Here is a 14,647-nt window from a genome sequence, read left to right as displayed (position 1 = left end):
TCCGCGCGGAATTGATATTGGACGCGTATGCGGCGACGCGCGATTATTTCACATTATCGAAGCACTCCTCGAGCAGGGCTCGAATATGACTGAACAAGACGTCGACCTTCTGGATCCGCGAAGCGAGACCGCGCGGATGACAGCACCGCCTGCCTCCGGCGCGGCGGTGAACGCTAAAATCGAGTTTGGTACGCCTGCATTCATCCGTACGAACTGCGCACTGTTCGCGGCCGGCTTTGCGACTTTCGCGCTGCTCTACTGCGTGCAGCCGCTGATGCCACTGTTTTCCGACAGTTTTCACGTGAGCGCGGCAAGCGCCAGTCTCGCGCTGTCGCTGACCACCGGTCTGCTGGCAGTCTCGATGCTCATTGCAGGCGTGCTCTCCGAAACGTGGGGCCGCAAACCGATGATGGTCGGCTCGTTGTTCATGTCAGCCGCGCTGGCTGCGCTCAGCGCGATACTGCCGCACTGGCATGCGCTGCTCGCCACTCGCGCGCTAATGGGCGTGGCGCTGAGCGGCTTGCCAGCCGTCGCAATGGCCTACGTCGGCGAAGAGATGCATCCGCGCTCGCTCGGTGTCGCGATGGGACTCTACGTGGGAGGCACGGGCCTGGGCGGCATGGCCGGGCGTCTGCTGACGGGCGTGGTGACGGACTTTTGGGGATGGCGCGCGGCCGTGATGACGATGGCTGTGCTTGCAGTGTTCTGCGCGATCATCCTCTCGCGTTGCCTGCCTGCGTCACGGCATTTCACGCGACGCCCACTGCGCCTCATGCCGGTGGCCACGACGTATGCGCTGCAGTTGCACGATGGTGCGTTACCGTGGCTGTTCGCGGAAGGCTTTCTGCTGATGGGCGCGTTTGTGACCGTCTACAACTACGTTGGCTATAGACTTATCGCGCCGCCGTTCTCAATGAGTCAGACAGGGATCGGTCTGATCTTCGCCGTCTACTTATGCGGAATCGTTAGCTCGGCGTGGGTCGGCAGCCTGTCGGAACGGCTCGGCCGGCAAACGTTGCTGCCGGCGACGCTCGGGCTGATGCTGCTCGGCACCGCGCTCACGCGGGCCAATTCGCTGCCGGTGATCATCGCCGGTATCGCGGTGTTGACGATCGGGTTTTTCGGCTCGCATTCCGTCGCTAGCGCGTGGATCGGGGCTCGCGCTCGGAGCAGCAAAGCACAAGCTTCATCGATGTACCTCTTTGCCTACTACGTCGGGTCGAGCGTGGTGGGGTCGGTCGGTGGCGTGTTCTGGAGTGTCGGCGGATGGCCCGGCGTGACGGGGATGACAGGATCGCTGCTCGTTATCGCGATTGCCATTGCGTTTAGGCTGCGCGCCATCACCATGCAAGCCGCGGATTCGCACTGAAGCCGAGCGGGTGAAAATGACCAAGTCTATGAAAACAATGCCGAAGCATCGAGATCGGACATTTTGTCCAACTCATCGCGGCGTGTATCGCAGATTCGCCTGATCGTCGCGCCTTGCGTAACCCATACCGCGAGAGAGATGGCCGCGAGGCTACCGAGCGCAATGAAGGCTGCTGGATAGCCGAAGCGGCTGGCGAGCCAGCCGCCAAGCAATGGACTGAGGCAACCGCCCGCGGCCTCCACGCTTATCACCGCTCCCTGACCCAGGTTCACCCGTCCGGTGCCGTGCAACAGGTGCACCACCAGCGCCGGTATCGCAACACTTTGCAGGCCGGAGCCGAGTCCGTCGAAAATCTGCACGGGCACTATTGCCCACACCGCCGTCAGCCACGCCGCGGTCAATCCTCGCAGCGGAAGCGTAACCAGCGTGACGAGGATGACCCACCAGAAACCCCAGCGGCGGATGAGGCGGCTGGCATAGACGGCGGCAGCCAGCATCACGACCTGCGAGATGATGATATTGGCCGCGGTAATCCCGCTTGCGCTGTGGTGGTGAGCCGCTGATTGTGCAAGGCTGTAAAGCGGCAGCATGGCGGAGTTGCCCAGGCTGAACGCTGCGAGGGCGATGGCAAGCAACACGAGCGGGCGGCAGCGAAACACGGCGCGCATGCTCTCCGCGCGTACCTGTGATCGGTCCGTATCGTCTTCGTGTACGAGTCCACGCGCATAGTGCCGATGCACCGCACGCGCGGGAATCAGCAGGACGGATACGATGCACGCGAGGCCGAATCCCGCGGCTAGCGCGAACACCCAGATGATGCCGAGCCACCAGCCGATCGCGCCGGACAATGCAGCCGCCGCGATGTTTCCCGCGTGGTTCGCCACCTGATTCCGGCCGTACTGGCGGTCGAAATTTTTCCGCCCGGTCATTCCGAGTGTCAGTCCCGTCAGTGCCGTGCCCATGACCGAGCCGCCAACGGCCGTCGCGATCTGCGAAAACGCAATCGGCCAGTAACCGCGGGAAAACCAGATGACGCACGCGGCAACGATCGTCAGGGAGCTGGCGCCAACCACCACTGCGCGTCGATGACAGGTGGCATCGACGAGCGCGCCGGCCGGCACGGTTGCGATCACTCCGACGATCGCCCCCATGGTCAGCACGGTGCCGATCATATCGGCGGTCCATCCGTGTTCTTGCAGGTAGATGCCGAGAAACGGACCCGCGCCTGCCTGCACATCCGCGGCGAAGAAACTGACTGCCAGTAGGGGGATGCTCGGCTTCGTTTTGCGTCCTTCCATTATTGACGGGCGCGATCGATGAACTGCTGTCGATCGGGCGCCCGTCCGCGCATTGCGCGAAAGACCAGTGCAGTGTCGACGAAGCATCATCCGTGCCTGTGCGCACCCAGCTCGCCCAAGAGCTTCAGCTGAGCGCCATACGAGTACCGGCTACTGCGAATGTCAGGTCACTCAGACAACGACAAATACGGCGACGTGAGCGGTCTCGGCGGGAACGGCTGCAGGCCCATTTCCTTCGTGAAGCTGTAGCGCAGATATACGGCTGCGATCCATTCACGGTACTGATATGCGTTGCCGAGCGAGGCTGTTGCTCCAAGCGACAGTTGCGGGGCGAAGCGGTATTCGGCCTCTGCTTTCAAGGAGTACGCGAGACCGGTCTTGCTCGTGCCAGGATAGGTGAGCTGCGAATCCGGGGCGTTGGTATCGTCGGCTTTCCCCTGAACAGACGCGTTATCAGACAACACGAAGTAATTCGAGCCCTTATTGCGGAAGTGCTGGACGCCGACCGAGCCGAGCAGGTCATACGTGAAATTGCCGTTGCGCCCGGTCCACTCGACCGGAAAGTTCAGGATGATGTATTGCTGCGGGCTGAAATAGCCCCCTTGCCCATAGGTGTAGTAGGAAAGGTCCTTGGCGTAACGCATAAGCGTCGTATTTGCACCGATCGTAAGTGTCTGATTGGCGTCTTTATAGACGCGGGAGTAAAAGCCGCCTCCTCCCTTCAAAGCATTGTTCGATGCGACGTTGTCGCCATGAAAGAACTGGTATGACGCGTTCACGTATGCACCGTTGGTCCCGTCATCCCAATTCAACGCGGCCAGTCCCCCGTTCGAAGTTACACCGCCCCACTTCACGGTAGAGCCCGAGTTCGGATCAAAATAGCGCGTGCCAGCGTAAGACAGCATGCTGTCCGTCACGGCTCTCCGTGCCACTTCGAGCGAGTAGGTGAGCTTATCGGTAACTGCGCCCCGGTACTTGAGCCCGCCGATAGCGTTCATCTCGACGAATCCGAGCGGGGTAACGCCGGCGTCGCCGCTCCAGGAGCGACTCTCGTAGCCGATCGAAAGTCCGACGCCGCTCGCATTCTGCGCGCCATAGGTGCTCGGCGTGTACTTGGCGCCGCCCGTTCCAAACCGGGCGATTGCATTCGCCGTGCCGGCCACTGTGCCCGCATCAAGCAAAACGGGTGTCGCCGTTACTACGATGTGGCCGTTGCCCGCTTTAATGCGTCCCTGGATCGGGGCTTCGATGTCGGTCAGGTTGGAGAGGCCGTCCTCGCCGTCTCGATTGCGAAATACGACGCCGCCGGAGACTGTGCTCGCTCGCTCGCGATCGATGTCGGCAAGCTCCTTCGCGACACTCGTCGTTTGCGAACTAGCGCCGGTCGCACTATCCACGTTAGCGTCCGCACCCATCTCGTCGGCATAGCCTCGCGGCACAGCTTGCTGAGCATAATAGGGCTGCCCATATCCGGCCGGCGGTTGAGGAACATACGCCTGTTGCGACTGCACAGGATACGGTGGCTGCGGCACATACGGCTGTTGCGCGGCATACACCGGTTGCGGCGCGGGCGCGTATGGCGCGTATGGCGTATACGGCTGTGGTTGCTGCCGATACGCCGACTGGCGCGGGTACGGTTGCCCATAGTCGGGCTGCTGCGCATACGCCTGCTGCTGCGCGTACTGAGGCTGCCGCGCATAGGCGGGCTGCGGTGCGTAGGGATACGGCTGTTGCGCGTATGCAGGCTGTTGCTGCGGATAGCTTGGTTGCCCGTAATACGGCTGCGGCGCATATCCGGCCGGCATGCCGTTCCCTCGCGCGTAAGCGCCGCGCGTCGTCCCATTAGCAGCCGAGCCCGCGCTTTTGCGCGCCGCTGTCTTCTTGTTGCCGCGTTGAACTTCCTGCGTTCGCGCAGGCATGCCCTGACCATACGGTGCCCCCGCGGGATACGCCTGTGCCATCTGCGCATCCTGCGCGGCCGGCGACATGGGCCAAGGTGTCGGCGCGTAGCCGTCAGGCACGCCTACATACGGTGCGGCGCCCACCGCTCCCGATTCGGCGGCACCGTACATCTCTGGACCATACCCCCCGGCGGGCGCCGCTGTCGGCGCGTTGTACGGAGCGACGTAGGGAGCGGGCTCGAGCCCCGGCTGAGAGGCAGGCTGGGAAACCGGCGGATAGTAAGGCACGTTTTGCCTCGGAGAAGAAGGCGATAAGAAGGTAGGCAGTGTCGGCAAAGCACTTCGCGCGCCGCCGTTCGCATCTGCCGATGCATCCGCGTCGAGACTCGTCGATTGCGCCGCGCCGGCAACGGGCGTCTTTCCCACGAATGGGTTCGTGCCCGGTAGCGGCGCGGTGCCGATCCGTTGCATCGCGATTTGCCAATTGCGGGGCACGTTGCTGAAGCGGTCGGCGCGTCCGGCTTGATTGCCGGCCGAACTGTTCGCGGCGATCAGCGAGCGTCGCAGGTAGAGTGCCGCGTGCGAGAGATCGCCCTCGGCCCGATACATGCGGCCGACCGCCGCGAGTGTCTGCGGATCGTTCGGCGCCGCGTTGAGCGCCTTCCGAGCGAGCGACTTCGCATAGTCGAATTGCTTCACGCCGCTCGCGGCCCCGATCGCGGCCAACAGCAATCCCTGATCGTCGGGGCGGCGCGCGAGCGCCGCGCGGTAATTCGCGAGCGCGTTGGCATCATCGCCGGCGCTCGAGTAGAGCCGGCCCAGGGCGGCTTGCAGGTCCGGCTCGTCGGGCATGGCCGCAAGCCACGGCGACATGACGTCGTAAGCACCGGCGAGGTCGCCACGCTCGCGGACAGCGTCCGTTCTCTGCACGACGATCGCGATGTTGAGCTTGTCGAGGTCGGCATGCTGGGCCGCCGTCAGCGGCATCGCCGCGAGTCGGCGCATGACGTCGTCGCGCTCGGCGTCTTGCCGCGCCGCGAGCGCGATGCCCGCGTATTGCAAGAGGACGTCGGCGCTGCCGGGCGCCGCTTGGGCGGCGTCGCGAACGAGCGCAAGCGCCTGGCCCGCGTCGCCGATCTGCAGATAGCCCGTTGCGATCGCGCCGATCAATTCGGCATTGCCGCCCGCGACAGGCAGCGCCGATCGCAGCGTCGCCGCGGCATCCTGCGGCCGACCTTCGCGAGCGAGCTGCGCCGCGAGCTCGGCTTGCTGGTGTACCCAGAGACGGTGCTGCAGCGTCGCCATCGCATCCGTTCGCTGTTTTGCCGGCACTTTCTCGAGCAGCGCGAGTCCCTTCGACCAATCGTGCGTTTCCGCGGCAAGCAGCGCACTTGCGTAGATCGCATCGGGCATATCGGGGTTCGTCGCAAGCAACCCGTCCATCATGCTGCGCGCGTTGCCGAGGGCGCCTTCGCGTACGTAAATGCGCGCAAGGTCGAGACGCAGCCACGGATCCGTCGGATTACTCGCGAGCGCATCTTCGAAGAGGCTGCGCGCCGTGCCGAGGTCGCCACGCGCTTCGGCTGCGCGTGCCTGTCCGGCTTCGACGGTGCCGCGCAATCGATCGATGCCCCCGGCCTTTGCCTGCTGCTCGGTCGTGAGCTTGCTCGCGAGCGCGAGCGCTTCGCTGGCGCGCCCTTGCGCGGCCAGCGCACCGATGAGTCCGCGGATCGCATCGGGGTTATCCGCCTGCCGGCGCAGCGCCATCCGGTACGCCTGCTCGGCGCCGGAAGCGTCGCGATTGGCGAGCAGCATATCCGCGAGCAGCACTTGAGCCGTGACGTCCGACGGATCGAGCGCGATGGCGCGCTCGAAGAGCGTCTTTGCTTTCGCGTACTCGCCGTTGCTGCGTGCGCCGATCGCCTCGCTGGTGTAGCTCCAATAGGTTGCGCTCTGCAAAGAGCTCTTCCAGCGTGCGGGGTTGGCGCTTCGCGCGCTCGCACGCTCGAGATCGTTGCGTGCCTCCGCAAAACGCTCTTGCTTGAGCGCGACGATGCCCATGCCGCCAAGCGCGTCGGGATCCTCGGGCGATTTCGAGAGGATCGTCGTGAATTGCCGCTTCGCGGATTCGAGATCCCCGCGGTTCAGCGCATCGAACGCATCGGCAATCGCGCGTCCGTGCGCGCTTGCCGCCGCGGCTTGCTGCGCGCGCGTCCGCGCTTCTTTGTCCTGCTCGACCATCGACTCGTAGCGCGCTTTGACAGCGACATCGTCGCCCGCAATACGAAGATAGTCCTGGTACAACGCAGCATCGGACGCGCGTGCGCCGAGCCAGAGCAACGCCTGGCGCCAGCTTCGGCGCGCGGCCTCGCCGGTCGTTGCATCGTTCGCGAGCTTTTCGAGCCGCGCGATGCCTTCCCGGCGCGTCGCGTCGCGATACGTGAGATGCTGCGCGTAAGCGAGCGCATAGCGCGGATCGTCGGTATGCTCGCGCGCGAGCTGCTCGAGACCGCGGCGCGCCTCGTCCCACCCCTGCGGCGTTGCCGCGAGCGCCTCGTAGTACTCGAGCTGCAGCTCGGCCGACGCGGGCTTTCCCGTCAGCGCTCGCTGATACTCCTGCGCCGCCGCCGTGTTCTGGCCGCTTTGCGCAAGACGTCGTGCCTCGTTGACGGCCTGATCGCGCGGACTGAAGATGCCCAGGCGCCGCGCGAGCTCGTCGAGCTCCGGATAGTTCGGCGCCACTTGACGCAGGTGTTCGAGATACTGCTGCGCCTCGCCGACGTTCTTGCGGTCGGCCAGGACGATACCCATCCCGTAGAGCGCATCGGGCTGGTTGGGATCGATGCCGAGCACCTTGCGCCATGCTTGCTCGGCGAGATCGCCGCGCCGATGCGCCTGCCAATACTTGCCCTGCGAGATGAGGACATTCATCGGATCGATTTTGGCCGGCGCCGTCTGCGCGCGCGGGGTGTTCGTCGCCCCGCAGGCCGCGGCAACGCTCAGTGCGAGTGCAAGGGACTTCAGCCGCATGCAGGTCTCCAATTCGGCACGAGACGGCCGTCTACGTCGAAGCGGAAGCGGCCGTCGATGAATCCGGTGCCGAACAAGCCCAGCACACGATCGTAATAAAGGGGTTGCTTGTCGGGCGCATCGCCGTCGAGCACTGAGAGGTGCAGGCGCGCAAGCGAGGCATTGCGCTTATCGCCGAGCGCGGAAAAGTACGGCGCCAGCGCGCCCCAGTACGAGAGCGGACCCTCGCCGCTCGCCGTTCCGGTTGCGGTCGCGACTTTCTCGGGCGGAAAGCCCGTGCTGTCCACGCGTGCGCGCATGCCGCCGAGCGCGGCGAGCCAGGGCTTCGCAAGCGTGTCGCCGGAGGCGGTCAGGCCCGCCCACAGGTAGACGCGAATCGCGTCGTAGCTCCCCGTATCGCCCTTTTGCGGGTCGACGCCGAAGCGGCCCTGCTGCCAGGCGGCCCAGTCGGGTGCAAATCCCTGCGGCGCGGTCGCCTTGATGAGGGTCAACGAGTTGTTCGCGACGGTATTCCACGGCCCCTTGGGCGCCGCATGCGCGAGGCGGCGCAAGACCGGCAGCGGTATATAGCTGGGGTTGACGCGCGTGACGCCATCTTTGACGAAGCCGTGCGGGCCCGGCAACAGCATCGTGCCGAGACCCGGCAGGTCCGTGATTTCCTCGCTCGCGATCCGTTGCGCGAGTGCCTCGCCCAATTGCCGATACTCGGGCTCGCGCCAAAGGCGGCCGGCCTCGATGAGATCGTAGGCGAGCCAGAGATCCGCATCGGCGGCCGAATTCGGATCGAGCACGCCCCACGAGCCGTCGGGCCTGCGGCCCCACAGCCATGCCGGCAGTGCTACGGCGGTCGCATCGAAGCGGTTCGACGCGAGATTCGCTCGCGTCCAGCCAAGCAGTCGGTCGAACGTGGCGCGGTCGTTCGCGACGAGCGCGAAGAACATGGCGTAGGCCTGTCCTTCGGTCGTCGTTTGTTGCGCGGGCGTCGACGCATCGATGACGCGACCGTCGCCGGAGACATCACGCTCGATAAAGAGGCGATAGGCGTGCCAGTCGTCGCACTGCGCGGCGACATGCGAGGCCGGCTCGGGCGGATTGGCCGCGTGCGCAGCATGCCCTTGGCCGAGCGATAGCGCGAGGGCGACGGTTTGCACCAGGGCTGATCTTGTTGCCATTTCAGCCGCTCATTCGCTCAGACGCCGCGTCGCGACCGCGCGCAACGCTCGATAGAACAGCGCGCCGAAAACGAGCGCCGCGAATACGCCGGACAATGCGAGCAGGATCGGATGCGACGAAAGCGCCCAGCGCAGGTAGTCCAACGGCGAGAGATGGCCCACGTAGTAGGTGTTGCCGTTCGACGTCACCGTGACGGACCGACCGTGAATGACGTCGGTGGCGCCCTGGATCATCGGCACGACGTCGGAATCGAGCAAGGCGGAGGCGAGGTTGGCGTCCGATTGCCCAGCGGCGCCGATCAGCGCGACGACGCTGCGGCCGCGGCGCAGCGGCGATTGAAACGCGGTGACGACGGCGTTGCTTTCCGAGCTGACGAGCGACAGATCCGCTCGCGCGGGCGGGCGCGAGACGCCGCGCTCGCCGCCTTGCCACCAGTCTTCGACCTTGTAGACGACGTCCGAGACGGTGAAACGTGTCGCGTTGCCGTCGCCCGAAAACGACATCGAGTTCGCCCATTTCTGCAAGAGCGGTTGATGTCCGGGTGCGCCGAGAACCAACAGGTCCTTGTCGGCGAACTTGTCGACCTCGCCCGCGCTCGCCACAGTCACGCCGAGCACCGGATAGCCCGTCGACGCTCCCATGCGCCCCATTTCGAGCAAATAAAGGCTGTAGTCGCTCGCGCTCGCGTCGTCGGGCAGGATGACGGCCGTTTCCGACAGATCCGCCATCCGCGTGAACGGGAAGCCGCTGTTGGCGAATGCCGCGAGGTCAGGCAGGGCGATGTAGTGAGGAAACGACGAGACGTCGATGACGGAGTTCGGATCGATCGTGCCCACCACGTTTTCGAGCATGCGTCCGTGACATTCGCCGGTGTTCGGAATGTCATAGAAGAAGTGCAGGCGCAACTGCGCGCGCGGCGTGAGCAGCAGCGGCGGAACGAAGACGCGCTTGTGCGCCTGCGCCGTGCCGTCGGGCAATATGCTGCTCAGGTAACGAGCCGGGTCGAACATCGACGTCGGGCGCGCCGGAATCGGCAGCGATTCCACGAAGCCGTCGTTGACGCTGATGTTGAGCGACGAGCGGTCCGCCGTCGGCCGCACGCTGTAGCGATAGTCGAGATCGATCGGCGCGCCTTTCGAATGCCACATGAAGAGATCGGGCGGAACGCGCAGATTCACGCGCACTGCCCCGGCGCTATAGCCCGATACCGTCAGATCGCGCTCGGCCGCCAGTTCGCCGAAGTGAACGGGGCGATCGGTGGGCAGCCAGTTCGGCGCGTCGTACGGTGCGCGCGGTGCCAGGGACTTGACGTTCGTGATCGTGACGCTGGAGCCGGCCAGCTCGTTGCCGCCCAGACTCAACGCCTCGGCCGCCGTCTTCAGCTCGGCTTCGTTGCGGCCGAGCACGAGAAGGAGCTTGCCTTGAGCGGGCGCCTGCCGGTCCACGATGGCGAGCATCGGTCCCGCGATCTCGGGCAGCGCGATCCCGGTCGGGCGATTGTCCGCGGTCGCGAAGACGACGGCATTGCCCGTGAGCGGCGCGTTATCGAACTGCGTCGGGAAGAGCGCGCCCCGGTAGCCGGCATTCGCGCCGAACCACGACGCCACCGCGCCCGCTGCTTCGAGCGTGCCGATGTCGGGCTTGCCCGGCAGCACGAAGGGCAGCTCGAGCCGGCGTACGTCGCGCCGATCGAAGAACGGCCGCGGCAGATCGGCGAGATCGGGTTTGCTTTGCAGCGTCGCGTAGGTGAGCTCGAGCGAACTGTGATTGCTGACCGACGCCCAGAGCGACGAGTGCGCCGGGTCTTCGCATTTGCGCGTGTAATGGCCGACGAGCTCGACGTTGACGTGATTGAACTCGGTGATGAAGCGCGGATCGATCGAGACGTCGCGCGTGACTTGCATGCCGGCCTGCTCGCGTGGAAGCGGCAGCGTGGCGGCCAGTTCTCCGTTGATGAGCACGTTGAGCTGCGAGAGGTCGGGCAGCAGCGCCGGCGAATAGCTGTAGACTAGGTGCAGTATCGCGCTCGTCACGACTTCGTCGCGACGCACGGAGAACTCGACGCCGTTCTGCCCTTCGACGCCGCGCAACTGCAGCGGATCGAGCGCGCCGAGTTCGGCAAACGTCAGACCCTGGCGCCGCCCGCCCGGCACGACGATGCCCGGGTTCGCCGTTGTCGGCATGGTTGCCGCGGTCGCTTTGGAGGCAAGCGCATCCTGTGGTGCCGGCGTGGCAAGCGCGGCTTGAACGATCGCATTCGGCGTGAACGGCGCGGCGGGCGGCAGGGCGCTCGGCGTGGCACTCGCCGCCATCGACGAGGTCATCGCACTCGCGAGCAGCGCTACGCCCGCGAGGGGCAGCAGATAGAGTGAGCGTCGGGAGTGTTTCATCTCAGGCTGTGCCTTTTTCTTGCTGTTGTGGCTCGCGTTTGCGCGAGAACCGGGCCTTGAGGTCGCTGCCGAGGTGTTCGAACAATCCGGCGATGCCGCTCGAGCCGACTCGCAGCACGTGTGACAGGGCGCGCAGCGGCGTGTCGTGCGCGCGGCCCTCCGACCAGCCGGTCCAGGCATCGGCGCGCGCGAACGTTGCACTGACGAGCTCGAACTCCTGCTCGCGCGTGAGCGCGTCGAACCGCAAGCCCACTCTGCCTGGCTCGCTGTAGCCGACGGTTGCCGGAAACGCGTACTCCTCGGTGCCGCGAAAGAGCGAGACGATCACGCGCTCCTCGGAGGGCACGCTCGTCTGCTGCGGCAGCGCGACGGCGACGCCGCCCTCGGAGTAATCGATCGTTTCGCAGGCAAGCGTGCGGCCTGTCGAGAATTTGAGCGTGACGGGAATGCGCATCGCCACGCGATGCACGGCTCGGATCTGTTTGCGTTCGCGCGCCGCGGCCACGCACGCGCCGAGGATCAGCACGTTGTAGCCTGTCCAGGCGAGGTTCAGCAGCGTCGTCTGTACTTCGCCTTTCACGTGCCAGTTGAAGCCGATGTGCGCGACGCCCGCGACGATGCCGAGCACGTTGAGCAGCAGCAACAGCAGATAGGGCCGGGAAATCGCCCAGTCGAAATAGTTCTTTTCGATCTGACCGCCTTTGGCCGTGACGTTGAACTTGCCGAGCTTCGGGTTGATGAGCGCGAGCAGTGTGGGCAACGTGATGTAGGAGGCGAGCACTGATTCGTAGACTTCCGCCCAGAACGAATGCCGGAACGCGCGTTGCATCCGCGAGTTCGTCACGTTCGCGTGCGCCATGTGCGGCAACGCGTAGATGGCGATGGTGCTGGCCGCGGCGTCGATGATGTGCGCGCCGAAGAAAAGGAACGAGAGCGGCGCCGTCAGGAAGATGAGTCGCGGGATGCCGTAGAAGAAGTGCATCATCGCGTTCAGGTAGCAAAGCCGCTGACTGATCTTGAGCCCGCCACCCCGCAGCAGCGGATTGTCAACGCGGAAGATCTGCGTCATGCCGCGCGCCCAGCGGATTCGCTGCCCAATATGACCCGAGAGGCTTTCGGTAGCGAGCCCGGCCGCCTGCGGAATCGCGAGGTAGGCCGTCGTATAGCCGCGGCGATGAAGCTTGAGGGCGGTATGCGCATCCTCGGTGACGGTTTCGACGGCGATGCCGCCGATCTCCTCGACCATCGAGCGCCGCAACAGCGCGCACGAGCCGCAGAAGAAGGTCGCGTTCCAGAGATCGTTGCCGTCCTGCACGAGACCATAAAAAAGCTCGCCCTCGTTCGGCACTTTTCGGAACGTGCCGAGATTGCGCTCGAATGGGTCCGCCGAGAAAAAGTGGTGCGGCGTCTGCAGCATCGCGAGGCGCTTGTCGCGCAGGAACCAGCCGAGGCAAACCTGCAGGAACGAGCGCGTGGGAATGTGATCGCAGTCGAAGATCGCGAAGTATTCGCCGCTCGTATGCTTGAGTGCCTCGTTGATGTTGCCCGCCTTCGCATGGCGGTTGTGCGTGCGAATCGTCCAATGCACGCCGACCTCCTCGCAAAAGGCCTTGAATTCGGGCCGGCGGCCGTCGTCGAGGACGTGAATCGACAGCTTCGAAGCGGGGTAGTCGAGCGCCATCGCCGCATAGATCGTCGGCTTGACGACGGAAAGCGGCTCGTTATAGGTGGGAATGAAGACATCGACGGTCGGCCATTCGTCGCGCGAGGCCGGCAGCGGCACGGGGGCACGCTTGAGCGGCCACGACGTCTGGAAGTAGCCGAGCAGCAGCACGACGCACGAGTAGAGCTCCGCGGCAACGACGAACGTTCCCCAGATGGCGTCGAGCGCGTGCTCCCACTGCGTCGTGGCCGTCAGCCGCCAGTAGATGTAGCGGCCGGAGGCGACGACCGAGAGCATGACCATCACGAGCGTTGCATAGCGGCCCTCGAGCCGCCGGAAGAAAAGCGCGGCGGCGAAGCAGAGAACGGCGAACAACAACTGCTCGGAGAAGGCGAACGGCACCGTGACGACGAAGTAAAGCGCGACGAGCGCCAAGCCGGTCACGACGAGGCGCATCACACGGGTGTCCCAGAGCGATGCATCGACGAACCGCTCGAGGCGAGAGGGGGTGGCGGCGCCGTCGAGCGCCGGAAGCGGCTTGCTGCTCATGCGATGCTCCGCGTGCGGGCCGGCGCGCAAGCGAGGGCGTTGAGGAGCCACTGCGCGCAGCTTTTAAGATCGGCGGCGGCACGGCTTACCGCATCGTAGGCCACGAGCGTCGTCTGATAGGCGAGCGCTTCGCTGACGCCTTCGTCGTGATGAATGACGCCCGGGAACATCGTCGCGCCGCGCGAATCGCGCAGCACCTTCAGCACGTCTTTCGTCAGCTGGCGGGTTTGATCGACTTGATTGACGACGTACCCGTGGCCGATGAACTCGCTCCGCGGCGCGGCGTAACAGTCGATGAGGCGCTCCATCTGCGGAATCGCCGCGTACGAGGCCGCATCGGCGAGCACCACGTTGACCGCGAACGTGGCTGCGCGCAGCGCCGCGCGCGCGTAGACGGAGGCGCCGGGCGGCGTATCGATGATGACGATGTCCGACGCGTCGAGCGGCAATTCGTCGAGCGCATGACGTACGGCGTCGGGGTTGGCGTCGAGATGGGCTTCGAAGCGGCGCCGGTCGTCCTCGTTGAGCTCGCCGTACGGCGATACGATCACACCATCGGTTCCGCCGACGAGCGCCGTGACCCAGCTTTCGCCGCGCAACGTGGCGCGAGAGAGACCATCGACGCTCTCGAGCGGCACGCCGAAGTGCAAGCGCAGCGCATTTTGCGGATCGAGGTCGACCGCGACGACACGCTGGCCGCCCGCGGCGAGCACGGAGGCAAGGTTGGCGGCGAGCGTCGTCTTGCCGACCCCGCCTTTTGCCGAGACGACAGCGACGATGTTCATGGCAGGTTCCGTTTCGCGCTCGCGAGCTGGCGCAGCGGCGATGAGTCGGTATCGGAGCCGCTGGGGACGGCGGCGAGCCGCCGGAACAGATCCGTCAATTTGCGCGATGAGCCGGCCGCGGGTATCGGCCGCTCGCCGCTCGCGCTCGCGTTCGGGGTACCGAAAAGGCCGGCGAGCGGTGAGCGCTCGGCCGGTTCCGCCGTGTCGGTCCTGTCGGCCGACATTGGCGCTGAGCTTGCGCTATCCGCCGAAGTCGTCGTTGTCGCGGCGATCGCCGCCTTGGGCGGCATCGGCGACGGCTGCATCGGTTGCTCCTCAAGCGGGGGAACCGTGCCTCGAGTCGTCTGCGTCAGGGAGCCGAGCAGCGGCCAACGCCGACGCGCCACCTCGGCACCGTCTTCGCGGCCGACTTCCTGGTAATCCGCGGCGTTTCCGCCAAAACGCCGAAAAAGATTCTCGACATCGCTTGATTGGCTCATGCCTGTAACT

7 protein-coding genes and 1 pseudogene are annotated in these 14,647 nt (G+C 65.3%); 1 reads left to right on the top strand and 7 read right to left on the bottom strand.

The features are described from left to right. Nucleotides 1-136 precede the first annotated feature (136 nt). Nucleotides 137-1,369, top strand: a complete 1,233-nt coding sequence (locus tag AB4Y31_RS20075; protein ID WP_368675455.1) for an MFS transporter — start codon at nt 137-139, stop codon at nt 1,367-1,369. Nucleotides 1,370-1,395: 26 nt separating this feature from the next. Here AB4Y31_RS20075 and AB4Y31_RS20070 read toward each other — a convergent pair whose 3' ends face one another. The 7 genes and pseudogenes from AB4Y31_RS20070 to bcsP all read right to left on the bottom strand — a co-directional run bounded on the left by AB4Y31_RS20070 (nt 1,396) and on the right by bcsP (nt 14,637). Next, nucleotides 1,396-2,667 (bottom strand): MFS transporter, encoded by a 1,272-nt coding sequence (locus tag AB4Y31_RS20070; RefSeq protein ID WP_368675454.1) that lies wholly within the window; start codon nt 2,665-2,667, stop codon nt 1,396-1,398. A gap of 167 nt (nt 2,668-2,834) precedes the next feature. Next, complete coding sequence (locus AB4Y31_RS20065) at nt 2,835-7,598, bottom strand: cellulose synthase subunit BcsC-related outer membrane protein (protein ID WP_368675453.1); 4,764 nt, start codon at nt 7,596-7,598, stop codon at nt 2,835-2,837. Next, nucleotides 7,589-8,770 (bottom strand): cellulose synthase complex periplasmic endoglucanase BcsZ, encoded by a 1,182-nt coding sequence (gene bcsZ / locus AB4Y31_RS20060; RefSeq protein WP_368675452.1) that lies wholly within the window; start codon nt 8,768-8,770, stop codon nt 7,589-7,591. Before bcsZ ends, AB4Y31_RS20065 begins: the two co-directional genes overlap by 10 nt. 30 nt (nt 8,771-8,800) lie before the next feature. Next, nucleotides 8,801-11,281: pseudogene (bcsB, locus tag AB4Y31_RS20055) on the bottom strand (cellulose biosynthesis cyclic di-GMP-binding regulatory protein BcsB); the annotation flags it as partial. Then, nucleotides 11,163-13,373: a UDP-forming cellulose synthase catalytic subunit gene (bcsA, locus tag AB4Y31_RS20050; protein ID WP_368675451.1), complete on the bottom strand. Its 2,211-nt coding sequence runs from the start codon at nt 13,371-13,373 to the stop codon at nt 11,163-11,165. The gene bcsA and the pseudogene bcsB, both read right to left, overlap by 119 nt. Beyond that, nucleotides 13,370-14,158 (bottom strand): cellulose biosynthesis protein BcsQ, encoded by a 789-nt coding sequence (gene bcsQ, locus AB4Y31_RS20045; protein ID WP_368675450.1) that lies wholly within the window; start codon nt 14,156-14,158, stop codon nt 13,370-13,372. The genes bcsA and bcsQ overlap by 4 nt, the downstream gene beginning before the upstream one ends. Next, a complete protein-coding gene (bcsP, locus tag AB4Y31_RS20040) occupies nt 14,155-14,637 on the bottom strand; it encodes a cellulose biosynthesis protein BcsP (protein ID WP_368675449.1) in 483 nt (160 codons plus the stop codon). Before bcsP ends, bcsQ begins: the two co-directional genes overlap by 4 nt. Nucleotides 14,638-14,647 lie beyond the last annotated feature (10 nt).

Origin of the sequence: Trinickia sp. EG282A (assembly GCF_040965455.1) — a bacterium.
GTDB classification, from domain to species: domain Bacteria; phylum Pseudomonadota; class Gammaproteobacteria; order Burkholderiales; family Burkholderiaceae; genus Trinickia; species Trinickia symbiotica.
Note: the sequence above shows the minus strand (reverse complement) of the source record. Positions and strands in the feature narration are given on the sequence as shown.